Raw genomic sequence first — 24,344 nt, 5'->3', positions numbered from 1 at the left:
CTACACCATTCCTGATTTGAGAGACCTTTTCTATCCGAAAAGCGTTGCTGTAATAGGAGCCTCAAGAACAGTAGGCAAGCCAGGATTCAACATAGTCTGGAACCTTAAGCAGAATGGATTCAGTGGCAAAATTTACCCAGTAAACCCCAACGCAGATAAAATCCTCGAGTTGAAGTGCTACCCTTCAATTCTCGACATTCCAGATGAGGTTGACGTGGCGATAATTGCCGTTCCCGCAAGACTGGTTCCGGATGCAATGGAAGAGTGTGCTCAGAAGGGGATAAAGGGGGCAGTTATTGTAAGCTCCGGCTTCAGTGAGGAGGGGGAGAAGGGGGCTGAATATGAAAGAAGAGTTCTCGAAACCGCCAAGAAGCATGGAATAAGAATTTTTGGACCCAACACAACAGGTGTGCTCAACACTGAAAACGGATTCATAACCTCCTTTGCAATACAGCCCGTTATCAAAAAGGGGAGTATTGGCATAATCGCACAGACTGGGCTCTTTCTCGGGATTATGATGGACATAGTCACCACAAACCATCCAAGTATCGGCTTCAGCAAAATTGTGGGGATGGGCAACAAGATAGACGTTGAGGACTACGAGGTTCTGGATTTTCTCTTAAGAGATGAGCAGACCAAGGTTATAGGCATGTACATGGAAGGTGTGAAGAACGGGAGAGCTTTTTACGATGTTGCCGCTAAGGCTGAAAAGCCCATCGTCGTTTTTAAGAGTGGTAGGACAGAATACGGGCAGAAGGCAGCGATGAGCCATACTGCTTCAATTTGTGGAGATGATGATGTTTTTGATTCGGTTTGCAATCAGGCGAACCTGGTCAGAGTCCACAGCTTTGACGAGCTTTTTGACGTTACCAAGGCATTTTCCCTGCAGCCACTTCCAAAAGGAAATAGAGTGGCAATCATACATTACACTGGCTCAGGCTGTGTTCAGGGGTCAGATGCGGCATACTTTGCAGGATTAAAGCTTGCAGAGTTCTCAAAAGAGACCGTGGAAAGGATAAGTGAGGTAACACCCGAATGGCACAACGTAAACAACCCGATAGACATCTGGCCAATGGTTGAATACTACGGAGCCTTCAGGGCATATCAGACTGCAATAGAGGCTGTGATGGAGGACGAGGGTGTGGATTCCGTCATCGCATGTGTCTGGGCAAACAGACTAATAAACGCCGACTTCGAGCCAGACTACAAGAGTCTGAAGAAATACGGCAAGCCCATTTACTTCTGCGTTGAGGGGGCGAGAGACGTTGTTTTCGACCACAAGAACGCTCTTGAACTCAACGGCATTCCGGTTTATTCAAACGTGATAAACGCAGTAAATGTTCTCGGAAAGGTAACGAAATACGCCAAGAAGAGTGTTCAATCTTGAATTCTCTTCTTTTTTCTTACCATCTCGAAAATGTCCATTCTCGTTAGTTTGTCGGTATTCTTAGAGACGGATTCTTTTATCTCCCGAAATCTTTTTAATTCTAGCATAGTTTAAATTAGATGCGGAAGTATATAGTTTTTTCGCTAAATTATATTATTATTGCCATTATAATAACTGTAATGTGATTATGATGAAAAATTTCAATGTTATCGTATAAAATTATAAAAATTTTGTAAGTCCCTCCCTCCAAGCCCCGTCTGCATCATCAAGCTCTACGCTGAATGTCCCGAAGTTCAGCTTATCTCCACTGCTGTACCCTATGATTTCTGCCCTAAGTCCTCTCTCCCTGAAAAAGTGCACATAGTTCTCTGCATGACTTTCGGAAACTTCAGCCACCCACCTTGTGTTAGACTCGGAAAACAGTTCAACAAAGCTTAGCTCCCGCACAGTATCAAAACCCACGCCTCTCCCGAAGCTCATCTCCGCAATACAGACCGCTATCCCACCCATGCTGACATCATGACAGGCTTTAACCTCAAACTTTCTGAAGGATTCAAGCATGGCATCGCTGTAAGCCTTGAGCCTTTCAGGGGATGTTCTTGGGACTATATAGCATCTCTGCCGCATTACTGCAGAATACAGGCTCCCACCAAACTCCTTTTCAGTCTCACCAACAAGTACCACCGCCCCCTTGCCTTTGAACTCGCTCGTTATTGCCTTCCTGACATCCTCCACTATGCCCACGCCGAGCAGGGAAGGAGTCGGAGCCACAGAACCATAGGGCGTTTCGTTGTAGAAGCTAACATTCCCGCTGACGCACGGAATTGCTGTTCCTCTGGCCATCCACCCTATCGCCTTCACAGCCTCAACAAACTCCCCCATTCTCTCAGGCTTCTCCGGGTTGCCGAAGTTCAGGCAGTCGTTGAAAGAGTGCGGAGTGGAATTAACTGCCACAAGATTTCTCACCATCTCGTCGAAGGAGCTGGCGGAGCCCCAGTAGGGGTCTATCTTGCACATCCACGGATTGACGTCGGCTGTAATCGCAAGCCCTTTAAACGACCTTGTCGGCTTTACTACCGCCGCATCACCGTGCGTTTCAAAGTTCACTCTGCCCTGTAAGGGCTTCAGAATTGTCGAGGCCCTCACTTCATGATCATACTGCCTGACAATCCACTCCTTAAACGCAACATTCGGGTGGGAGAGCATTTTCAAAAAGACCTTTACGTAGTCTTCAGGGGGTTTAACTTCTTCATGCAGCTCCTTTTCGGGCTTTTTTGCAACGTAAGGGCGGCAGTATTCGGGGCCACCAGTAACGAACTCCGTGTCCATCTCGTAAATTTTGTATCCTTTGTAGTAAATTCTTGTGACTTTCTCAGGAATGACCTTTCCAACGACTGTAGCCGGAACATCCCACTTCTGGAAAATGTAAAGCACCTCATCAATATGCTCAGGCCTTACAGTTAGCATCATCCTCTCCTGGCTCTCTGAAATCCATATCTCCCAGGGGGCCATCCCTTCCTCCTTCAGCGGAACCTTGTCCAGATAAACCTCCGCCCCATATCCAGCGGCCAGAGCCATCTCTCCAATAACGCAGCTCAACCCTCCACCGCCCAAGTCCTTCATTCCCGTCAGCAATCCTTTCTCAACAACCTCAAGGCAGGCGTGGATGAGTGGTTCCTTCATTATCGGATTTCCAAGCTGAACAGCTCCTCTTGCTTCCTCCTCACTCTTCTCGTCAAGCTCAGCAGAGGCGAAGGTTACGCCGTGAATACCATCCCTCCCAGTCTTACCACCGGCAAGCACAAAGAGATCTCCGGCCCCACCGGCACGGCTGTGGACAATTTTATCTTTTCTGACTATCCCAACACAGCCCACATTAACGAGGCAGTTGGTGAGGTAGGAATCGTCGAAGAAAACCATTCCTGCAACAGTTGGGATTCCAACCCTGTTGCCGTAGTCCCTTATGCCGGCAACAACACCTTTGAGCAGGTAAAGAGGGTGTTTTGTTCCCTTCGGAAGCTTCTCGTAAGGCGTGTCAAGATTTCCGAAAAACAGGGGGTCGATTAGAGCTACAGGCTGCGCACCCATGCAGAGCACATCTCTTAGAATTCCACCAATTCCCGTCGCAGCCCCACCATATGGCTCTATTGCCGAGGGGTGGTTGTGACTCTCAAAGGCTGTAACGTAAGCGTACTTCTCATCGAATTCCACAACCCCTGCGTCCTCCTCTATAGCAGATATGACGTGAGGTGCTTTTGACGCTTCGAGAAGGTACTGTCTCAGGTAGTATTTGGAGCTCTTGTAGCAGCAGTGCTCACTCCAAGCTTGGGCAATGCTTTGAAGCTCAATGTCGTATGGATTTCTTCCTTTTTGACGGAAGTATTCTTTGATTCTCTTCATTTCATCCACATTCAAAGCCAGTCCGAGCTCCTCACTGATTTTGGCAAGCTGCTCATCGTCAGCATCCAGAATGAGGATTTCGTAAAGCTCGAAAGGTACATCGACTTTCCTGTACATGCTCTCACTCTCTCCAGACTATGCTGTACTTCTGGATGACAGGATTGGCGAGTAGCTTTTCGCACATCTCCTCAATTTCTCTTTCCGCATCCTCTTTGCTCCTCGATTCGATGTCTATGCGAAAAACTTTCACGGTTGAGACCTTCTTAACCCTCTTAAAACCGAGCAGCCTGAGAGCCTTGAGCGTTGCCTCACCTTCAGGATCGGCAACACCTTCCTTCAGCTCGATGTAAACGTCGGCAATCATAGTGGTCTTTTCACACCTGACTTTAAAAATCAAGCGATATGACAGTGTATAATTGTAATGATAATCTTCATGTAATAAATAATAACTTTTATATAGGAAGAATCCAAAAAAGGAGGGAGAGAGTTGAGAACGCCTCTGGCTGTTCTTAACTTAAATGGTGGTTGAATGAGGGTGGAATTGGTTCTAATAGCCATGCTGCTTTCGATGTCGGCCGTAACTGCATCAACCATTTGCGAACAGGGAGAGAGTGGGACGTGGGGATACCTAAAACTCTCAGATTTTACCGTTTCTGCCGATAAACCGGTTAGAGTTGGAGATACGGTTTACTACAGTTTCTATGTGGAAAATGTCGGTTCAGAGCCAGTGAAGGTCGGCAAAGGGGGCGTTTTCCTCAAGACCAGTGCTGGTGATGTTTTTTCGTTCTACAATGGCGTCAATTTAGACCCAGGAAAAGGCCTACAGGTCAAATCCTCATTTAAACCTGCAAACTCAGGAGAGTTGGAAGTATACCCAGGAGTTTGCGTTCTGACAGGCAAAGGAGAAATTTGCCATGAATACGACACTTCATGCACTTTCGACGTTTTCATCGAGTGTCCTGAGAACTGGAGCTGCATGACGGCAGAGCAAGCTTCCGGAAACTACGTCCGACTTTCCGATGAAGTATGTGGATACCAGATCTCAGGACTTGCAGCTCTTACAAAAACACCGATGTACTGTTATAGAGAGGTTGTTGAGTGTCCTGAAGGAACTGAGTATTTAACTCCGGAAGAAGCAGAGAAAAATGGGATGGACCAACCGGTCTGTTTTGCAGCTATGAAAAAGGGCAGGAAAAATACTGCTATTCAAGAGGAAAGCCAGATTTGGCTATTAGCGATGTTTGGTGGTACAACACCACACCAGGGGTTTACTCTGAACTCAGGGCTTTGATTTACAACAGAGGTGACGGGTACGCTGGTAGTTTTACCGTTGCCTTCTTCATTGATGGCGACTACGTTGGAGAGGTGGAGGTTAATGGACTTGGTGTGAACGAAAATACAGTAGCAAGGCTGAGCTACCCCCACCCCTGTGAAGGAATCACCGACACCGTTTCAGCAGAGGCTGACTACTACAAAGAAGTTGCAGAATCCGATGAGAACAACAACTACTACAAAAATCCTCGTCCCTTCCAGTGCAGCGGGAGAGGTATGCCAAATCTTAAAGTAAGCGATGCGTACATTGACTACGCAGACTACTGCAGGGCGCTTAACTACCAGAACAGCAGCGTTGTGGTTGTTGTCAAGAATGCAGGCAATCAAGCATCTCCGGCAACTAACGGATGGTTATACATCGATGACAATTCAGCCGGATCATTTAGCATTCCCGCTTTACAACCCGGAGAAACTGCAACAGTGGAGATGAACTATAACATGTACTGTTCTGGAAATACAGACACCATCAGAATTGTTGTTGATAACAGAAACTACGTTCCGGAGAGCAACGAGGATGACAACGAGTTTACCTTTACCACCGAATGCGTCCCTATGCCATCAGGAACAGCGGATCTTGTAGTGAGCAATGTAACTACCTCGGTTGTAGAGGAACTACTATTGGCCAATGGAGAAAGTTACCCCCTCAAATCAGTGATAAGCTACACGGTTAAAAACATTGGAAACGACTACTCGTGTAATTCAGAGACCGGTTTGCTTATCGATAATGTACTTCACGCATATGAGTATCTTCCCCCGCTCGCTCCCGGTGAGTCAATAACAAAAACTTTCAGTTACCAATATGACTGGGAGAGTTGCAGTGGCACCAGCGACACGCTGACAGTAAAGGCAGATGTCAACAACGATGTTGCTGAATCCGACGAAGGCAACAATGAAAAAAGTGTCACAATCCAGTGTGTGGAATATCCGCTGATAAAGCCCGATCTGACTGTCGAGGATGTATGGATTGAGGGTGAAGGGGTTTCTGACCTTGACATAGTTTTCAGAGTTAGAAACATCGGTCTCGCTGCGAGCAGTGCTACTAACGCGGAGGTGACAGTCAACTACAACCCTGCTGGAAGCTCCTCTATCCCACCACTCGACCCCGATGAGAGCGTGGAGCTTAGAGTATCAGGATTTACTGCCCAGTGGCCAGAAAATCGTATAAGTGTTTGTGCAGACAGCGGAAACTTTGTTGATGAGGTTCCCATGGAGACAAATAACTGCATCACTAAAACTATAACTATAGAAGGTGTAGGGTGTGACGACGGTGTCAGAAACAGAGATGAAGTAGGAATTGACTGTGGTGGGCATTACTGCATCCCCTGCGGTTTTGTTGAGGTCAGGGGAAGAATTGTGTATGAAGATGATGATGGGAGCTGGCTTCCAGCCAAGTTTATAAAGTTTAGAACAGATGGAGACATTAAATGGGGTCCTTTCCTGACAGACAGCGACGGCAATTTCCGAATACCTTTATCACAAAACCTTGCTGGAAAGAAATTCAGAATTAAGATTGAGCCATGGGATATAAACTACGCTGCAAAAATAGCGAGAGACCTGGATTACTGTAACGAATATGTCTGGTTCCTCTCCACTGAAATTACTGTGCCAGACAAGGGAAGAGTTGATCTGGGTGAACTGAGGATCGGAAAGGACACAAACCATGACTTCAGCGCTTACTGGATGGAACCAAAAAATTACTGCTTATTTGACCTCTGCATTTGTGGAGGAAGTACTCACCAAATTCAAGGCGGGTCGGTTTATCTGAACATAGCTGATGCTCTGCTTGCTGCCAGGGCTTATGCAGACTTCCACAGAAGCGATGATGACGGTATTGGAAGAGTTGACGTGCAGTACCCTGACGATGATTGGTCGGAGTATGATCCTCACTGGTGGGATGAAATAACACTATACAGAGGTCCACGGGGCGACCATGGATTTGATGATGGTACTGTTATCCACGAATACGGTCATTTTCTTGAAGATCATATAAGCGAAGAGGATGTGTACACAGGAGACTCTTCTCACACATTCTGCTCCGACAAAGATGACACAGAGTTCGCATGGAGCGAGGGGTTTGCCGAGTACTATGGTACATTAATAGTTGCTCTAAACAGCCATCTATCGCATCCAAATGTAGGATACTCCTCAATCGAAGACCCCTACTGCACCAAGTCGGATGACGATATTGAAGCAACCGTGGCAGCGGTGCTGTGGGACATGTTTGACAATTCCAGTTCGCCGGATACATAGATGAGCCTTTTGACACTGTTGAAGGGCTTGATGACATCATCTTCAAGATGCTGGACAGCGAGCTCGATCACTGGTATGACGCGCCTGATCTCTGTGAAATGCATAATAAGCTGGATCACAGGCTCGATTCGACCATGCTTAGCAGAGTTGAGCAGATATTTGTGCATTACAATGCGTGTAGGTGATAATATGAGGTGGATTTTACTCTTTCTGGCAATTTTGTTGGCGTCCATGGTTTCTTTGTGCACACAACCAGAGGAAAAGCCTGGAATTGAGCAAAAAAATCAGTCTTCCATTGTTTACAATGTAACTCTCGACAGCAGTTATTTTGAGAAGTTCAAGGAAATAATTGATGGAGATTCATCACCGAAAGAAAAAGAAACGGCGATACTGGAAATGGCTCAGATTGCAATTATGCTGAACGACAGTGATAGAGTGGTCGAGTATTTGAAAGACGTTGCAACCACGTCTGATGATCAAAATGTGGTCGCTGCGGCTTATGCGGCGTTGGACATTATCCGCGATTACTACCCGCCCGAAGCGCTTGGGGAGCTTGCAGTGGATGTTGACGGAGAGTTAAAACTAGGATCATCTGTAAACATAACCGCAAATGTCAGGGCCTACTCCAACTGCAACGGAATGGTCGGAATAAAGAGATTACCAATTGGATTTGAGCTAAAATCAAACGTGCGGTATAAGTTTGAAATTTCTGCAGATGAGGCGAAGAGTTTTACCTTTGAAATAGTACTGCCGGAACAGAGTGGTGAATATCCATTGACCGTAACTCTGTTTCTGGAAAAAAGCAGATTTGATTACCAGCAGATAGATCAAAAGATCATTCTCAAAGTTAACGAAGAGGGAGGAGAGGTTCTTTACTAAGTTTTTTAATTTTTATTTTAAAAGATTTTTAAATAAAAATCCTTCCAATGGACTTCAACACGCTTCTTGCAAAACTACTTCAACATTTCAATAGGTCACCAACGCATCTAAAGTGGAATCTTTATATAGTCCTACTTTTCCACCAATTTTGGTGGTGGCTATGGCGGGCGAGATTAGAGAGATTGCTCAAACTTTTGAGAGGATAAGCGCTCACTCACACATTCGCGGTCTGGGACTGGATGAGAACTTAAGGGCTAAGGACGTTGCAGACGGACTTGTTGGCCAGAAAAAGGCAAGAGAGGCTGCAGGAGTCGTAGTAAGGCTGATAAAATCAGGAAAGATGGCTGGTAGGGGAATACTGATCGCCGGCCCTCCTGGGACGGGAAAAACCGCCATAGCTGTGGCAATAAGCAAGGAGCTTGGAAAAGACATCCCGTTCGTGCAGGTGTCAGCGAGTGAGTTTTACAGTGCGGAGATAAAGAAAACTGAAGCACTCATTCAGGCAATGAGGAAGGCTATTGGTGTCAGAATAAGGGAAACGAGAACGGTTCTTGAGGGTGAGGTGGCAGGTCTCGACTACAACATGGTTCCTAATCCTTACAACCCAACGCAGAAGATTCCCGAATCAGCAACGCTAACCCTTGCAACAAAAGATGAGAAAAGAACCTTCAGCGTTGGAGGAAGACTGGCCATGCAGTTCATGGCTCAGGGAATAGAGGTCGGAGATGTTATAGTGATCGACAAGGAGACCGGAAGGATTAGCAAGCTTGGAAGGAGTGAGAAAGCCAAAAAGAAGTACGATCTTGGCGATGATGAAGTCGTGCCAGTCCCTTCAGGAAAAGTAGAGAAGGAGAAGGAGTTCACGTATGTCGTAACTCTCCACGACCTCGATGAAGCAAATGCGAGAAGGACGAGCATTTTCAGCCTGTTCTCCCCGCCAAGTAGAGAGGTGGACAACGAGGTGAGAGAGGCAGTGGATGAGCAGGTAAAGAAGCTTGTTGAAGAGGGAAGAGCGGAGCTTGTGCCGGGAGTTCTGTTCATCGATGAGACCCACCTTATGGACATTGAGCTATTTGCATTCATGAACAGAGCAATGGAGTCGGAGATGGCGCCTATCATAATACTCGCATCAAACAGAGGATTTTCGAAGATTAGGGGTACTGACATCACCGCCCCACACGGCATTCCACTCGATCTGCTCGACAGGCTGCTGATCATCACAACCGAGCCATACAGCAGGGATGAGATCAGAACGATCATCGAGATAAGGGCTGCTGAATCGGGAATGATGCTGAGCGATGAGGCTATGGAGAAGCTCACCGATATTGGAGAGAAGACTAGCCTGAGATATGCAGTGCAGCTCCTCGCCCCCGCATACGAGTTTGCCAAGATGAGGAACTCCGGAAAAGTGGAACTTGATGATGTGGAGAGAGCTGCGAGCATTTTCGCCGACGTAAGCCAGAGCTCAGCCTACCTCAAGAAGTGGGAGGAGAAGATGCTCGGGATGTAATTTTCCAACCAATTTCTCATGGGTGTTATTGACTCTGACTCAACTATTTTTTGCTAATTTAAAAACCAGCTCACCTCCTCCCACGCCTTGTCAAGTAGTTTTCTGTAGTATTTCACGTCAAAGGCTGAATGCCCTCTCACACTCACAACCTTTCTTCTTGCATCAACCACGACATATTCTATCGCCATCCCCGGTTTGACGCTTATTCCAGCTTTCCTGTACTCTTGAATCGCCGAAGATTCCAGCAGCTTTTTTCCGTACTCTGCTTTTCCTGCAACTTTCCTTATTACCATCTCTTCAGGCCTCGCCCCTCTCATGTTTTCAGAGTGCTTCCTGTAAATCTGCATTAGCTCAGGATAAAGCCCGCGAAGCTCTCTTACGCTTCTGGCCTTTTTCATCACTTCAAAGCACTCCATCTGCATTCTTCTCACGTATTCTGGAGTGTCGCGCCTTCTGGCCATGACACCTCTGAGCTTCATTTCTCCGCTGGAAAGCCTGCCGTAATAGCGGTTGTAAGCCCCACTGCCGTCCTTCATTGGAAGAAAGACTATCCAGTCGTATTTTTCCACATCAGTAAGCAGGCCAGTCTCTTCCTCGACCCTCGCCTTCAGCTCGTCGATGTTGCCCCCTCTAACCCACAGACAGTCGACTATCCCGTGCAGAACCTCAAATCCCATTTCCTCTGCAATCTCCTTCATTTTTATCAGAATCTCCCTTCCAATCCTGTTTATCTCCTCATGAACCTCTATTCTACCGAACTTGGCATTTCTGTAGCCCGTGTAGCCAAAGCACGTAACGAGCATCCACTTCAGGATTGAGTCAACACCGGCGTATCTGGGGTTTTTCTTCTTCAGACTCTTTGTTTTTATCCTCATTCTTAAAAGAGGTTCGAGAACCTCAGCCAGAAATCCTCTTCGCTTGCTTCCTATGCTCTCTGGAGAGAGGTTGTACTTCACGATTATTGACGGATACATCGACGTGAAGTCGAGCTGCCATACGTTCTCATAAACTCCCGGCTCAGGCTGGAAGATCATCCCTCCCCTGTCCGAAAATCTGAGCTCCTCCAAGTCCTTCATCCTCTCCGCATCGCTCTTTCTGAAGGGCACGGCTATGCCCCTCATCAAAGCCTCGAAAACTTCGTAGAGGGAAATGAGCGACCCGGGAGTGACACGAGATGCGTGGTTTGGTGAGATCGCAGAGATTCTTGAGGCGAGGAGAATGCCTTTAAGCCCCCCTTCTCTGAAGTTGAAGGAGTTCGTGTCTATGAGAATCCTCCCCTCAGGTATTAGAGCTTGCTTTCTATACCTTGCTTTCCCGTAGCTCCAGTAGATTTTCTGAGAGAGTCTGCGGAACTTTCCGGTTCTGCTCACAGCCTTCAGGCAAATATGCGGCATCCAGAAATCCGCGTCTTCCATCAGAATTATGTCAGGATTTTGATCCTCAATGACTCCGGAAAGCTCCTCAATGAGTTCTTTCTCTTTACTCCTAATTCTCCTCCCGTTTATGCTTATCTCCCTAATTTCCGGCTTGAATACGTCCCCCTTCACACCCACCTTTAAAACGTCAAACGGCAAATCGAAATCGACCTCGAATCTCTCGGAAACGTCTTCGAGTATGTGTGAGCATGGGAAAATCCCCTTTTCAGCCATGAACTTTTGCTCTAACCTCACATCAACGTTGTACAGTTTCACATCCTTGGCCTGCCTTTCTATCATCTCTGCAACCTTTTTTCCGGCGTAAACTCTGTATCCCTCGCATTCTCCATAAATCGTTTTGAATGTGCACTCTTCAACTCTGTATCGCGTTTCAAGAGCTTCTAAAAGCTCAACGTGAAGAGTTCTGTCGGGAAAATGCAGAAAAAAGTAGTTTTCGAACTTGAATCTTCTTTTAACAACCTTTCCATTCTCCTTCTTAATCCAGAGATCGACGCTGTTTCTGAAAGGTAAGCAGTCCAGTATCCACATCCCCATCAAGCTCCTTCACGAGCTCAATTAGAACGGAGAACACCGCCGCCTCCAAGGGATCGTCGAAGGTGTAGAACACCTCGCTGCTGTGCTTCTTCACCAAGCCGGCGAGCTTTATGGCGTAAACTCTATCCTCTTTCTTCATCGCCTTGGCAGTCCTTTCCCACCTCTCTGCTATTCTTTTTACCCCCATTCTTACGCTTGATATACTCCTTCCCATCAGAACACCTCCAGTGTCAGCTGTCCGGCTCTCTTAGGATAGAAACGCTGAGTTATTCCCTCGTCATCAACATCTGCTATGAAGTAACCACCTTCCTCCGCCTCAACGAGGATGTAGCGATCAGCAAGCGTCGTTATGAAGTCGAAGATTCTGTCTCTCTTGGTGGTGAAGTAAACGACCGTTCTATCTCTCCCTATCTGCCTCAACAGCATCACGAAGTCTTCGAGAGTATGAAAATCGCAGTCTTCGAAGAGCATCGCATCATGCTCAATGAAAACAGTGTCCTGATACGCATTAAGGAGAATCTCTATTACCTGATGTATGGTGAAGCCTCTCCTAACCCCGAAGTTCCCCCTGACACCATCCAGAACTTTTGATCTGTTCCCACAGACGTACAATGCCGGAAATCTGCTTCTATATCTGTTCAAAAAGTCGAGACATACCTCTTGTGGTGCAGCAACAGCGTTAAACCCCCCAAACACCTCAACCGAAAGTACCTCTATCATATAATGTAATGCTTCTAAGTCAATATAAGCTTCGACCCCCGGATGCAAGTGAAAAAGATTATACATATTGACGTGTGCTTTACATTAATGCTCTCATGGGACGAAACGATATTCAGAAATCCTGAGATCTTCGATCCGGATTACGTTCCGGACGAGCTGCTTTTCAGGGATAGCCAGATCAGGCAGCTTGTGTCCTGTATAAGACCTGCAATGCTCAACTCATCCCCGATCAACGCCTTCTGCCTCGGCCCACCGTCAACGGGAAAAACTTCGACAATAAAGTACGTTCTCAGGGAGGCGGAGAGCGAGGCAGGAATTCTGTACTCCTACATACGAATACCGAGGTTCAGAGAGCCCTACAAGGTCTTCTCAAAGATTTTTCAGGATGTTCTCGGACAGCAGTCCCCGCCATCTGGAATAAGCAAAACGGTTCTGATGGACAGGGTGTGGAGCAACCTTGACGAGCCTCTTTTAATCGTCCTTGACGATATAAACTTCCTCAGCAAAGCCTACGCGAACGAGATTCTGTATGAAATCCTCAAAGCGCCTGACGAGTATGGGGTTAAGGTGGGTATTGTTGCGGCAGCAACCGATGTCAAATTCCCCCTGCTGCTCGACCCTTTTGTCGGTGCGTCATTCCACTACATGGAGATACACTATCCCTCATACGGCTACCGGGAGATGAAGGAAATTCTTAGAAAGAGGGTTGAATACGGGTTTTACGAGGGTGTTTTTGATAGCAGAGCTTTCAGAAGAGTTGTTGAGCTTGCTTACAATGCGAGCGATGTTAGGTATGGGATATACCTTCTAAAGGCTGCAGGAGTGAACGCAGAAAGCAGGGGAAGCAGAAAAGTTGAGGAGAGGGATGTTGAGGTTGCACATGCCGGAGAGTCTTTATCCTTTGTCGCCAAAATTCTCACAGCATTGAACAGTGAGGAGAGGGCTGTTCTGAGAATTATATACTCCAACGACACGATTTCTACTGGCGACCTGTACGAGCAGGTGAGCAACGAGGTGAAGATGAGCTACAGAAAATACTACAACATCCTCGAAAAGCTCGAAAGGCTGAAGTTGATTGAAATATCCTTCGGAGAAAAGAGGAGGGGTAAGACGAGGTATGTACACCGGAAGTATGACGCAGAGGTCGTTGAGAGGGCAATGGAGCTGATTTAGTTTCGAATGAATTTTTTGCCTTGACATTCAAAATATTTAAATAGTGAGAAGTTCATAATGAGTATTAGGATGGAGGGAGTATCATGGTTAGAACTATAACGGTCGCTTCAGGAAAAGGAGGGACAGGAAAAACAACGATAACAGCAAATCTTGGTGTGGCTCTCGCTCAGCTTGGTCACGACGTTACAATTGTTGATGCAGACATTACAATGGCAAATCTGGAACTCATTCTTGGGATGGAAGGTTTGCCTGTAACGCTACAAAATGTGCTTGCTGGAGAAGCGAGAATTGATGAAGCCATATATGTTGGGCCGGGTGGTGTTAAGGTCGTTCCTGCAGGTGTAAGCCTTGAGGGGCTGAGAAAAGCAAATCCTGAGAAGCTTGAGGACGTGCTTACACAAATTATGGAAAGCACGGACATATTACTTCTCGACGCTCCAGCAGGTCTTGAGAGGAGTGCCGTTATAGCAATAGCCGCAGCACAGGAATTGCTTCTCGTCGTGAATCCTGAGATTTCATCAATCACCGACGGTTTGAAAACAAAGATAGTTGCAGAGAGGTTGGGAACCAAGGTTCTCGGTGTTGTTGTCAACAGAATCACAACACTTGGAATTGAGATGGCAAGAAACGAAATAGAGGCGATTCTTGAGGCGAAGGTAATCGGACTTGTCCCAGAAGACCCAGAAGTGAGAAAGGCTGCGGCTTACGGTAAGCCTGTTGTTTTGAGGGCTCCTAACTCTCCTGCGGCTAAGGCAATAACTGAGCTTGCAAATCTTATCGCCGGAAAGCCCAAGAAGAAAGTTCCGGCAGAGGTTAGGGAGAAAAAGAAGGAAGGAGCTCTGGCAAAAATGCTTAGAATATTTAGGAGAAGGTGATAGTTATGGTTATGGATTTGCTTGGATATCTGCTTATTCTACTTCTGCTTATTAGCATTGGTTTAAACTTGGTGCTACTAAAAAAAGTGAGAGACTTAAACAGAGAATTAAGAGAGGTTGGAGCAAGGGTAAGCGTGACCAAGGATGAGCTTTCTGCAATCAGATCAAGGCTTGAGAGAATGAAGGGAGAACTTTAACTATATTCAAGAACCTCTAATATTTTTTCACACATTTTTATGTTCATGAGATAATCATCGAGTGCCGAAAGAAGTGTTCCGATTTTCTCAACCTTAACCTCTATCATGATTTGGCCCTTCTCTGACCAGCATTTACACCACTCAGGATCATCCGGCTTTAGAGCTTTGACAACTGCCTCAGGATCCTTTGAGTCCAATTCTAAGCGAGCATGGTACAGCAAAGCCTGTCAACCTCCTTCAGAAACTCTTCCACTTTATCGGGAGTTATGTTAGCTCCCGCAGCAACTCTATGCCCGCCACCCCTTCCCCCAACTTTCTCGGCAGCAATTCTCATAATCTCAGCCAGGTCGACCCTCTCTGCCAAAGCTTCATTTGTTCTTGCAGAAACCTTCGCGTACTCATTTTTTATGTTAACGACGATAAGAGGTTTGTCCGTAAAAACGTAGCGGGAAAATATGGTTGCTATTGGACTTGCTGACAGCCCGTTCTCCATTACGAGGTATCTTATGCAGAAACCCTCTTTTACCTCATCCCTCCACTTTTTGAGCTCTTCGAGAGTCTGGATTACATATTCGTCGTTTATTCTGATAGCTCTGTTCATCGCCTCTACATCGCCGAGGAGCATGGCCAAGGCTGTGCTCATAGCTCCGATTCTTCCGCAGGAGTTTACAACATCGACGGCCATAACGGCATTCTTGATAAGCAGGTTTTTCAGGATGAGTCTTTTCCCGATAATCTGGCTGAATATTCCAGTGTAGGCGTTCATCTTGAGAAGTCTGAGGACTACGGCATCCGCAAGACGCCTCATTTCATCCTCACCAAGCTCATCAAACTCCCTGTCTCCATCAAGCTTGGCTTTTTCAAGAAACTCCTCAAGCTCTCCCTCCTTGCCGTAGAAATCGAGGTAGGGCTCCAGACTTTTTACCAGCGCATCTCTCAGCCTTCCGGATGGAAGGTTCAATCCTTTTCTCTCCTCAACAACTCCAGCCTCCACACCATTTCTCAAAATCTCCTCATTTCCGCCCGTCATCTTTTGCTTATCTCCGAGCGCTCCTATCAACGCTAGAGATGCTAGGTCTCTGTTCCTTCCGAGTTCATTGGCGAAGAAATAACATACGCCGCTGGCGGAAAGCTCGTAGGTCCCGTCCATCCCGACAAGATGGGGGTTGACGTGGGCAAAGTTTCTCTTCGGCCTTATCTCCCCATTCGGGATGTGATGGTCGAGTATGACAACATCTGTATCGACTTGGGAAATCAAATCGGCATAACCACTCCCCATATCGGCAAAAAGCAGAAGCTCACCCTGTTCGTACTCAAACGGCTCGTTTAGACCCTTCAAAAAAGTTATGTGGAACGCTTTGCCGGCCCTCAGGAGCGACTTTGCCAGAATGGCTCCTGCTGAGATTCCATCAGCATCATGGTGGGTGTAAATCCTCACGAAGTCGTGCCTTGCAACGAGGTCTGCTGCCTTTCTTGCCCTCTCTCTAAGCAGGTTAATTGCCGAGCCCGAACTCATCGTGCACAACCCTTACGGCATTCACCCCATCGCTGCCGTCAACAACGAAAGAAACGTTGTACTCAGAGCAGCTCTGGCTAATCATTATGACGTTTATGCTGTTCTTCCCGAGAGCCGAGAAAATCTTTCCGGCAACACCGGGAGTCCCCGCCATTCCTGAGCCGACAGCACTCACAACTGCCACATAGGGAATCTTTTCGACCTTTATAACACCGTTTTCAAGGTTTTTCAGGGCGTTGTAGGCTTTGTCCAAATCCCTTATGTCGACAACTATCGAGAGGTTTAGCTCTGACGAACTCTGAGCCACCATAATGACGTTCACTTTCGCCTCGGCAAGTCTGCCGAAAACTTCGGACATTATCTCTGCAAAATCAAAGCCCGCACCGCTCACGTTGACTATTCCCGCCTGTGGAATCAGACTCAATGCTTTGACTATTTCACTGGTGTTACTCGTAGTTGGGCCAATTACAGTTCCGGGAGCGTCGGGGTTGAACGTGTTCTTGATTCTTACCGGAATTTTCTTCCTCATTACAGGCTCCAGAGCTCTTGGATGGAGTATCTTCGCTCCGAAGTGGGATAGCTCCATTGCCTCCTGGTATGAAATTTCCGGGATAACCTTGGCGTTCGGAACGTATTTTGGATCGCATGTCATGATTCCGTCAACTTCCTTCCAGAGCCAGACCTCATCCGCATCAAGGGCTGCTGCAAGTATTGTTGCGGTGTAGTCGCTCCCACCTCTACCGAGCGTAGTTATGCTTCCGTCATCGGTTGCTCCAATAAAGCCCGTAACAACAGGGACGGTCTTCTTTATCGTCAGCAGAGGTTCAAGCCTGTTTTTAATCGTTGTATATACACCGGGAAGCGGCTTAGCTCTTCCGAAGTTTCTGTCTGTGATGATGCCAGCATCTCCTCCTGTTAGCGCGACTGAGTCAACGCCAAGGGAAAGCAAAGCTGCTGAGAATATCGGGGCTGAGAGCCTCTCCCCGAATGACACTATGTAGTCCTCGCTTCTTCTGGTCAGCTCACCGAGGTAACTTATGCCAAGCAGAACTTTTTCGAGCTCGTCGAGAAGTCTTTCCACCGCCGCTATCACCTTGCTCTTTATCTCATCGTTTCTAACAGCGTACTCAATCGCCTCGTAGTGCTTCTTCATCATATCAGCTATGAACATCTTGATGAAACCGGCAGAGGGTTCGGAGCAGCACCTCTCTGCAGCTTTTATGAGTGCATCAGTCACCCCCTGCATCGCTGAAACAACTACTACCACTTCATTTCCTTCTGAGAACTTTTTCACAAGATTAGCACAATGGTAAATGTTTTCCCCATCCTTAACACTCACTCCTCCAAATTTCATTACGATTCTCATCCTTTTGCCTGATTTTAGCAAGGAATATAAATCTTGCTGAGCTACTTGGGGCTCCAGAACTTGTGAAAGAGCTTTTTGCATTTTTCATAATCAAGTTTATCGACAAACCTGACGAGCTTCTGCTCTTGCATGAAGTGGGGAAAGTCGCCATCAAAATCCGGCTCCATTTCCCTCTTTTCAAGGAGCGTTATGAAAATAAGATTTCTGGCAGCAAGAAGATTAAAATCCTCATCCTCTTCGAAGATAAATGCTCTCAGGATCTTCTCTCCCGGACTTTCGAGATATCTCGTCCCTATCCTTTCAGCGATGATTTCGGGTATTCTCACATTTTTGGCGTCAAGAATTTCTGCGAGCTTAAAGTGGTTCATCCCAGCCTCTATTGCTGCATTATCTAAATTTTCCAGAGCTTTTGCTCTCATCTCATCTCTCAGCGCTATTCTCTCAGCCTCTGCCTTTGAGAACCTCAGGATTTTTTCGACAATCTCCTCAAAATCCGCTTTGAGGAATGATTCGGTGTAATCAACGTAAAGCTCATTTACCTTCTTTTCCATCTCTTTTACTTTCTCATCACCCTCACCAAGGTTTTTCAGCTTCTGAACCTCCTCCAAATAAGGCTCTATCTGCATTATCTCTTTTCCCTTGAACTCTTTCAGCATTTCTATGAGTTTTCCTGTGTAGATTGGAAACTGCGTACCGATTTTTCTCACATAAAAATCCACAGTAATTTTTCCCTCCAAAGCATCGTAAAAGAGGTCGTTTTTCGGCTCCTCCAGTATTATGACGCTGTGGCTTAAAAATTCTGACTTTAAAAATTGAAGGTTCTCAACTCTTGGAGAGGTGTAAACGATCTTCATGCTTTCAGGTTTTCAGCTATTATTTCAGCAACCTTTTTTCCGCTTAGCAGCATTCCGCCAAAAATCGGGCCCATTCTCGGCAGGTTGTGTACTGCTGCAACCGCCATTCCGGCTGCATAAAGGCCTTTTACAACCTTCCCTGTTTTTTCAACAATCTCCTTCTCCGCAACTTCGGAGTATGCAGACCTCTCTCCAGTAACGGTAATATCCAAGGGCATCTTTCTCGCAGCCACCGATATAACTTCAGCATCATGTCCGGTAGCATCAACCACCGCCCTGCTCCTGAGGAAGAGCGGGTCAACGTGCAGCCCGGAAATCTCAACAGCGCTCCACTGGATACAGACTCCCCTGACCCCAAGCGGGTCATCTCTAAAAATAACATCCTCAACCGAAACCCCGTGGATTATCTTTGCCCCAGCATCAATAGCCTTTGTTGCCAGTTTTGCCATGAATTCAGCAGAATCTGCCACGAGAAAGTTTCTGTGCTCAACATACCTTATTCCAAAGTCGTCGAGTATGTCCTTTGCCTCTCTCTCAATCACCACTTTGTGAAACAGCATCCCTCCTCCGCCGATACCACCACCGAAGCTCAATCTTCGCTCAAGAACGAGGGTCTTGAGGCCACTTTCAGCGAGATATTTAGCAGCAGTCAGCCCGGAAGGCCCAGCCCCAACGACTATGACATCAGATTCAGCGTACTCAACCCATTCCTCCGATGCGGTTTCGACTATTGCCTTTGTGATTTCTGCCTCCATAGGCTCAGTAAATTTCAGCGGAATTTATAAGTTTCATTATCCAGTCTCTAACCTCTCAAAAAGTAGTACATCAGCCCCACAAATCCAACAAGGCTCACTGCCATTTCAGCAGAGCTTTGAGAAGTCACACTTCCCAGAAGATACAACGGAACGAAAAGAAGGACTGGGATGAAAGAAACAACCTCCAGAAGGATTATCGGTAGCAGCAACGGTATCAAGATTCCTATCATTGTCAATTCTGGCTAAATTCAAATATTTAATCTTTGCTGACCTCATGAGTATTATAATAACATTCAATCAGTAAGTCGTCGCAACCGTTTTAGCTCTTTGGCTGAAGTAGAGGTGTGTCGTTGAAAGAGTTGCTTAAAGATAAGTTCGACGAGGAGGAACTGAAGTTTGTCAGGAGGAGTTTCGAGATTATAGGAGATGTTGTAATCATTGAGATTCCTGATGAGATACTTCATCGCAGCAAAGATATCGTCGAGGCCATACTTAAGAGACACAAACACGTCAAAACCGTGTTGAGGAAAGTCGGAGAGGTGGATGGTGTTTACAGAGTAGCAAGATACGAGCATGTTTATGGAGAGAAAACAGAGACAGTTGTGAAGGAGCACGGTTGCAGGTTTTTAGTTGATCCAACGAAAGCTTACTACTCCGTAAAGCTTTCTGGAGAGAGGGAAAGGATAGCAAGGCTTGTGAGAGAGGGGGAGAGAGTTTTGGTGATGTTCGCAGGAGTTGGGCCGTATCCAATTGTAATAGCAAAGCTTGCAAGACCAAAAAAGGTCGTAGGAGTTGAGCTCAACCCGCATGCTGCCGAGTACTTCAGGAAGAATATTAAACTCAACAAGGTTGAGGACGTTGTTGAGGTAATAGAGGGGGATGTTGAAGAGGTTGTTCCAAATCTTCCGGAAGAGTTCGACAGAATTGTTATGCCCGCCCCGTATTCGGCAGAGAGCTTTATTCACCTTCTAAAGGGCAAAGTCAGGAGGGGTGGCTTTATTCACTACTACACGTTTGACAGCCAGAATGAGGAGGAAAAGCTGCCTGATAAGGTCAAAAAAAGGTTTGAGGAGGAAGGGTTGAATGTTGAGGTTTTAAAGGTCAGGAAGTGCGGCAACTTCGCTCCGTACGTCAACAGGTATGTTGTGGATTTGAGGGTGCTGTAGTTTTCTCTGGTTTAAGGGTGAAATATTGGAGTTATGACCGATATGGCTCTTTCCTTTTGGAATAGGAAGTGAATCAGTTGTTTTTTTAGTATGGGACTGTCTGAATTGAGATTAAATGGTGAATTGGTGGAACACACTTAATATCTCACTTATCAACGAACTCCGTAGAGTTACTTCCTACGTAGAAAAACCTAAAGTTTCATTTCCTTATCCTCGCTACAACTGCCCTCTCCACAATCTCGGAAGGAGAGATTAGAAGCAGATGCTTTTCGTCCCCTCCACCGCCGTAAACTTTCTCGTTCTTGAGAACCCTCTCATCAAGGATAACCTTGCAGTTATGCCCCACAGGTGGAACACCACCGGCTGGAAATCCTGTCAAGTCCAACACTTCCTCTCTTTCTGCAACTCTTACACTCTTCCCAATCAGCTTTTCAACCCTCTTTAAGTCAACAGATGAGGTGCCGTCAACGATTGCAATAACTGCCTCATCTCCAGCAACAAGCACAATGGACTTAATTATCTGCCTTTTACTGCAACCAAGCTCTTCAGCAGCTTCTTTGACAGTTGAAGCCTTTCTGACTTCTATGATCTTTGCATCGATATTTTTCTCATTGATGTAACTCTCAAGCCACCTTACACCCTTCATTTTTCCCTGATGATTCTAAATCTTACTGTGTTTTGTGGATCCGGGCACTGAAGGACTTCAACAGCATTTATCCAGTCATCCGATGGTGTCTCTCTGTAAACTGCTGTGATGTACGGAATTAAGGCCGACAGAGCGTATATGCAGATCTTACCCTTTACAACCGGGTCCTCAACCTCGATTGTATCTCCCTTTTCATATCCGGCATAGCACGTTCCTTTCACGTCTTCCACGACAATTTTCAGCCTGTACATGATGAAAATATTCCGGGATAATTTATGAAGATTTTCCAACTTTCAGATGAAATGAGTATGTGAATTAGAAGACTTCTTTTCGTTGGAAGCTTTGTGTACACCACTAAAGTTTTTAATTATGCTGTCGGAGAATTTCCATGAGATCCGCTATTATATTTCTGATATTGATGCTGGTTCTGATCACTCCTGCAGGAGCACAGTTTGAGAACGCTCAAAAAGCAAGTATAAAGGCAGTAGCCGTTACAAGCGGTGACCAGCCAACAGGTGTTGTTATAAACATCTCTGTAATCGTAACTCCTGGAGACGGGAGAGTCTTCGTCTCCACTACACCATATACTGAAATTGACATGCAGGGAAGTGCACAGCTTGCAGCTATTACTGCCTGCGATTTGCTCGGAATAGATTTTACCAAATATGACTTTTTCTACACTATAGAGGCGGAAGCTCCAATTGTCGGAGGCCCTTCTGCTGGAGGTGTCATGACAGTCGCTACTATAGCAGCACTCAAGAACCTCTCAATCAGGGATGACGTTTACATGACAGGAATGATCTACCCCGATGGTTACATCGGCCCTGTAGGAGGGCTGAAGTATAAACTTGAAGCTGCTGCAAAAAATGGAGCTAAGATCTTTCTAATACCTCAAGGGCAAAGGATAACTTATGTTGAAGAGAAAAAGGTCAGGAGAGTCGGGATTATCAGCTACATTGAAGTGGAGTACCAAGAACTCGATCTTGTGGAATATGGGAAGCAGATCGGTGTGAATGTTTACGAAGTTGCAACAATCAATGATGCTCTGAAATTTTTTACGGGTTTCGAGATAAAGCATCCGGAAGGACAGTTCAACATCGGAAGCTACTCCACCATTTTGAAAAAGCTTGCTGATCGCATGAAATCATCCCTCGATGAGATTAGCGCAACTAATGATGACGCAGAGAAGCTGATTGAAAAGGCAAATCAATACTACAACGAGGGTAAGTATTACACTGCAACCAGCACATACTTCCAGGCAAAAATTCTCAAGAGGTATGAAGAGTACAGGAATAAAATCATCACAGCCCAGCAGTTTGACGAAGAAGTTGAAAAAATCCAGAATGAGATAGACCAGATGAAAAACTATCTCTCTGAAGAAAGTGTGGGTGTCAACTCACTGCAGATTATTGCTGCTGCACAGGAAAGAGTTGCCGAGGCTGAGAACTTACTTGAGGATGCAAAAAATGCGAGAACGGATGATGAGGCGCTGCAAAACCTTGCCTACGCCAAGGAAAGAGTTGAAAGCGCTAAGGTGTGGCTGTCCATACTTCCCGATTTGAAGAATGACTATGAAGTCTCCCCGGAGGTTTTGAAGAGAAGAGCAGAGTTTTACGTTACTGAGGCGAGCTCGCTACTGATATATGCCTCATCACTGAACGGAAACGAGTACCTAATAAACGAGGGTTTTGATTCGCTTGAAACGGCTAAAAGGTTGCTATCAGAGGGGTTGTACGCTGGTGCCGCATTCATGGCATTAAACTCGATAACCGATGCAAGCCTCTCAATTGAAGTCACCTACGGTAAAATAGACGATAAAGTACAAGGGGCGAGAGAGGCAGCAATGGTAGCAATTTCAGAGGCTGAAAAATCACTCTTTCCAGTGTTACCTGCCGCATACTTCGAGTATGCTGAAAACCTCGACAACCCGTATGTGAAGCTGATGTACTACAAGCTCTCAATGAGGCTGGCAAAGCTGCTGTCACTCATGGTGAGTTCAGGTGGGGTGAAAGAGCTCGTCCATGCAGAGTTCAACCCCTACACATACTCAACTCCATCATCTGGAAAGTCAACAATAGAGAGGGTAATCGAAACTCCGGGTTTTGAAGGTTTAGCGGCAGCGATCTCCATTACAGTGGCTGCAATAGCAGTAAGACGCAGATAATTCCGGCAGAAAGAGTTCCTAAGAAGTTTACGGCGGAGTTCGTCAAATACCCTTTTTTTTCAAGCGTCGCACCCAGCAGGCTGTCAATGTGAACACCGGCGAAGGATGATAGCACGATGAAAAAAAGCGTGTTGGATTGAGCAATTCCGAGGGTATAAGCCAGCAGTGCCGTAATAATACATCCAACCAACGCTGCCAGCTCGCCCTTAAACGAAACACCACCGCTTGTACCCGGCTCAACTCTATCCAGGTTGGTTATCAAATAGACTTTTTCTTCCGCTTTTCCGATTTCACTTGCCATGGTGTCAGCGAGAGCTGCAGCAACTGCTGTAACAAAGGCTGCTGCAAAAGTACTTTCTCCAGAAACGCCGTATTGAATCGCAAAGAACAGTGGGGCAAGACTGTTACCGAAGACATTTGCATAACCTCTTGCCCCTCCAGCCTGCTCTGCAATTCCCTTCTCCAGCTTTACGCTGTACTTGTACTTCGTTATTACGGAGCCGAGAGCGTAAAAGAGCAAGATTACGGCAAAAAACCTAATGTCGGTGAAAAGTATAAGCGTTGTTCCTACAATCGTTGCACTCATCAACCCTGACTCGTCAGCAACTTTCGCGTAAAGGGCGAGAAGGCTCACTAAGAAGGAGAACAGAAAAGCGAACGTCAGGCTGGGCATTGAGGCTGAGGGTATGTACATCTTGAAGATCGTGAAGACCGTTGAGAGGGCTATGAGTAAAGTTAGCCTTTTATCTGCGTTCGTATCAACGCTTTCTACCAACGCTGCTGTTAAACCGCCTGATAGAGAGAGAAAAAAGACCTGAGCAGGCTTAATTCCAATACCGTTAATTGCATGGTAGCTGAGAAAGTAAAATAGGGCAGCAGTTGTGTAAATTGCAATGTCCCACAAAGCATTCTTTCTAAAATTGTGAACCAAAACGAGAAAAATTGATGCGAAGACGACATCCCTGGAGAGCCCGAAGCAAGAAAGCACTGCCAGAAATGTCGAAAACAAGTAAGCATTCAAATATGACTCCTCTTCCGTTACATTTCTCAACTTTAAGCTGATTCCCGTCCTTCTGGCATATATTAGGGTGGATAAAGTAAGCAGTCCAACAACGAGTCTTGGATCGAGTTTAATCGCAGTTAGTGCTATCCCTGCAAGCGCTAAGGCTGGAAGCATTGGGAAA

General features: G+C 46.2%; 24 protein-coding genes. 10 read left to right on the top strand and 14 right to left on the bottom strand.

Annotated elements, in window-relative coordinates:
* The coding region (locus H0Z19_RS04310; RefSeq protein WP_290724177.1) for a CoA-binding protein at positions 1-1,387 on the top strand (1,387 nt) is incomplete at its 5' end.
* Positions 1,388-1,606: 219 nt separating this feature from the next.
* Here H0Z19_RS04310 and purL read toward each other — a convergent pair.
* Positions 1,607-3,904, bottom strand: a complete 2,298-nt coding sequence (purL, locus tag H0Z19_RS04305) for a phosphoribosylformylglycinamidine synthase subunit PurL (RefSeq protein WP_290724176.1) — start codon at positions 3,902-3,904, stop codon at positions 1,607-1,609.
* 4 nt (positions 3,905-3,908) lie between these two features.
* Positions 3,909-4,151: a phosphoribosylformylglycinamidine synthase subunit PurS gene (purS, locus tag H0Z19_RS04300; RefSeq protein ID WP_290724175.1), complete on the bottom strand. Its 243-nt coding sequence runs from the start codon at positions 4,149-4,151 to the stop codon at positions 3,909-3,911.
* Positions 4,152-4,316: 165 nt separating this feature from the next.
* Between purS and H0Z19_RS04295 the strand changes: the two genes are divergently transcribed.
* From H0Z19_RS04295 to H0Z19_RS04280, 4 genes are all read left to right on the top strand, one after another.
* The gene (locus H0Z19_RS04295) at positions 4,317-5,078 is read left to right on the top strand and encodes a hypothetical protein (protein ID WP_290724173.1); all 762 of its coding nucleotides are present in this window, start codon (positions 4,317-4,319) and stop codon (positions 5,076-5,078) included.
* A complete protein-coding gene (locus tag H0Z19_RS04290) occupies positions 5,012-7,369 on the top strand; it encodes a CARDB domain-containing protein (protein WP_290724171.1) in 2,358 nt (785 codons plus the stop codon). Before H0Z19_RS04295 ends, H0Z19_RS04290 begins: the two co-directional genes overlap by 67 nt.
* Before the next feature lie 189 nt (positions 7,370-7,558).
* On the top strand, positions 7,559-8,248 hold the full coding sequence (locus tag H0Z19_RS04285; protein ID WP_290724169.1) for a hypothetical protein: 690 nt from the start codon (positions 7,559-7,561) through the stop codon (positions 8,246-8,248).
* A gap of 160 nt (positions 8,249-8,408) precedes the next feature.
* The gene (locus H0Z19_RS04280; RefSeq protein WP_290724178.1) at positions 8,409-9,758 is read left to right on the top strand and encodes a RuvB-like helicase; all 1,350 of its coding nucleotides are present in this window, start codon (positions 8,409-8,411) and stop codon (positions 9,756-9,758) included.
* A 53-nt stretch (positions 9,759-9,811) separates the two neighbouring features.
* Here the strand turns inward: H0Z19_RS04280 and H0Z19_RS04275 are convergent, their stop codons facing one another.
* The 3 genes from H0Z19_RS04275 to H0Z19_RS04265 are packed head-to-tail and all read right to left on the bottom strand — an operon-like array spanning position 9,812 to position 12,448.
* Complete coding sequence (locus H0Z19_RS04275) at positions 9,812-11,728, bottom strand: type B DNA-directed DNA polymerase (protein WP_290724167.1); 1,917 nt, start codon at positions 11,726-11,728, stop codon at positions 9,812-9,814.
* Positions 11,670-11,942, bottom strand: a complete 273-nt coding sequence (locus H0Z19_RS04270) for a hypothetical protein (RefSeq protein WP_290724165.1) — start codon at positions 11,940-11,942, stop codon at positions 11,670-11,672. The genes H0Z19_RS04275 and H0Z19_RS04270 overlap by 59 nt, the downstream gene beginning before the upstream one ends.
* Positions 11,942-12,448 carry a hypothetical protein gene (locus H0Z19_RS04265; protein ID WP_290724163.1) on the bottom strand — a complete coding sequence of 169 codons (507 nt, stop codon included), beginning with the start codon at positions 12,446-12,448 and terminating at the stop codon, positions 11,942-11,944. Before H0Z19_RS04265 ends, H0Z19_RS04270 begins: the two co-directional genes overlap by 1 nt.
* 87 nt (positions 12,449-12,535) lie before the next feature.
* On the opposite strand from H0Z19_RS04265, the gene H0Z19_RS04260 reads away from it, so the two are divergent.
* From H0Z19_RS04260 to H0Z19_RS04250, 3 genes are all read left to right on the top strand, one after another.
* Complete coding sequence (locus H0Z19_RS04260) at positions 12,536-13,621, top strand: ORC1-type DNA replication protein (RefSeq protein ID WP_290724161.1); 1,086 nt, start codon at positions 12,536-12,538, stop codon at positions 13,619-13,621.
* 83 nt (positions 13,622-13,704) lie between these two features.
* Positions 13,705-14,496 carry a septum site-determining protein MinD gene (locus H0Z19_RS04255; RefSeq protein ID WP_290724160.1) on the top strand — a complete coding sequence of 264 codons (792 nt, stop codon included), beginning with the start codon at positions 13,705-13,707 and terminating at the stop codon, positions 14,494-14,496.
* 5 nt (positions 14,497-14,501) lie between these two features.
* Positions 14,502-14,693, top strand: a complete 192-nt coding sequence (locus tag H0Z19_RS04250) for a hypothetical protein (RefSeq protein ID WP_290724157.1) — start codon at positions 14,502-14,504, stop codon at positions 14,691-14,693.
* Here the strand turns inward: H0Z19_RS04250 and H0Z19_RS04245 are convergent.
* The 6 genes from H0Z19_RS04245 to H0Z19_RS04220 are packed head-to-tail and all read right to left on the bottom strand — an operon-like array spanning position 14,690 to position 19,414.
* Positions 14,690-14,890 carry a KEOPS complex subunit Pcc1 gene (locus tag H0Z19_RS04245; RefSeq protein ID WP_290724155.1) on the bottom strand — a complete coding sequence of 67 codons (201 nt, stop codon included), beginning with the start codon at positions 14,888-14,890 and terminating at the stop codon, positions 14,690-14,692. The genes H0Z19_RS04250 and H0Z19_RS04245 overlap by 4 nt on opposite strands.
* A 2-nt stretch (positions 14,891-14,892) precedes the next feature.
* On the bottom strand, positions 14,893-16,209 hold the full coding sequence (locus tag H0Z19_RS04240; RefSeq protein WP_290724153.1) for a DHH family phosphoesterase: 1,317 nt from the start codon (positions 16,207-16,209) through the stop codon (positions 14,893-14,895).
* Complete coding sequence (locus H0Z19_RS04235; protein ID WP_290724151.1) at positions 16,187-17,575, bottom strand: aspartate kinase; 1,389 nt, start codon at positions 17,573-17,575, stop codon at positions 16,187-16,189. Before H0Z19_RS04235 ends, H0Z19_RS04240 begins: the two co-directional genes overlap by 23 nt.
* A gap of 41 nt (positions 17,576-17,616) precedes the next feature.
* Positions 17,617-18,429, bottom strand: coding sequence for a hypothetical protein (locus H0Z19_RS04230; RefSeq protein WP_290724149.1), 813 nt, complete (start codon positions 18,427-18,429; stop codon positions 17,617-17,619).
* Positions 18,426-19,184 carry a sulfide-dependent adenosine diphosphate thiazole synthase gene (locus tag H0Z19_RS04225; protein WP_290724147.1) on the bottom strand — a complete coding sequence of 253 codons (759 nt, stop codon included), beginning with the start codon at positions 19,182-19,184 and terminating at the stop codon, positions 18,426-18,428. The genes H0Z19_RS04230 and H0Z19_RS04225 overlap by 4 nt, the downstream gene beginning before the upstream one ends.
* A 47-nt stretch (positions 19,185-19,231) precedes the next feature.
* Complete coding sequence (locus H0Z19_RS04220; RefSeq protein WP_290724144.1) at positions 19,232-19,414, bottom strand: hypothetical protein; 183 nt, start codon at positions 19,412-19,414, stop codon at positions 19,232-19,234.
* A 114-nt stretch (positions 19,415-19,528) separates the two neighbouring features.
* Here H0Z19_RS04220 and H0Z19_RS04215 point away from each other — a divergent pair, with 114 nt between their 5' ends.
* Complete coding sequence (locus H0Z19_RS04215) at positions 19,529-20,350, top strand: class I SAM-dependent methyltransferase family protein (RefSeq protein ID WP_290724142.1); 822 nt, start codon at positions 19,529-19,531, stop codon at positions 20,348-20,350.
* A gap of 199 nt (positions 20,351-20,549) precedes the next feature.
* On the opposite strand, the gene H0Z19_RS04210 is transcribed toward H0Z19_RS04215, so the two are convergent.
* Together H0Z19_RS04210 and H0Z19_RS04205 are read right to left on the bottom strand one after the other, a co-directional pair.
* Positions 20,550-20,996 (bottom strand): YbaK/EbsC family protein, encoded by a 447-nt coding sequence (locus H0Z19_RS04210; protein ID WP_290724140.1) that lies wholly within the window; start codon positions 20,994-20,996, stop codon positions 20,550-20,552.
* On the bottom strand, positions 20,993-21,247 hold the full coding sequence (locus H0Z19_RS04205; protein ID WP_290724138.1) for a TIGR04076 family protein: 255 nt from the start codon (positions 21,245-21,247) through the stop codon (positions 20,993-20,995). The genes H0Z19_RS04210 and H0Z19_RS04205 overlap by 4 nt, the downstream gene beginning before the upstream one ends.
* A 137-nt stretch (positions 21,248-21,384) precedes the next feature.
* Here H0Z19_RS04205 and H0Z19_RS04200 point away from each other — a divergent pair, with 137 nt between their 5' ends.
* Positions 21,385-23,160, top strand: a complete 1,776-nt coding sequence (locus tag H0Z19_RS04200; RefSeq protein ID WP_290724136.1) for a S16 family serine protease — start codon at positions 21,385-21,387, stop codon at positions 23,158-23,160.
* Here H0Z19_RS04200 and H0Z19_RS04195 read toward each other — a convergent pair.
* The gene (locus H0Z19_RS04195; RefSeq protein WP_290724134.1) at positions 23,126-24,337 is read right to left on the bottom strand and encodes a TIGR00297 family protein; all 1,212 of its coding nucleotides are present in this window, start codon (positions 24,335-24,337) and stop codon (positions 23,126-23,128) included. The two genes, H0Z19_RS04200 and H0Z19_RS04195, sit on opposite strands and share 35 nt — an antisense overlap.
* Positions 24,338-24,344: the final 7 nt, after the last annotated feature.

Origin of the sequence: Archaeoglobus sp. (assembly GCF_017656475.1) — an archaeon.
Taxonomy (GTDB): domain Archaea; phylum Halobacteriota; class Archaeoglobi; order Archaeoglobales; family Archaeoglobaceae; genus Archaeoglobus.
The sequence above is the reverse complement of the archived record's forward strand: the minus strand, read 5'-3'. Positions and strand labels throughout refer to the sequence as shown.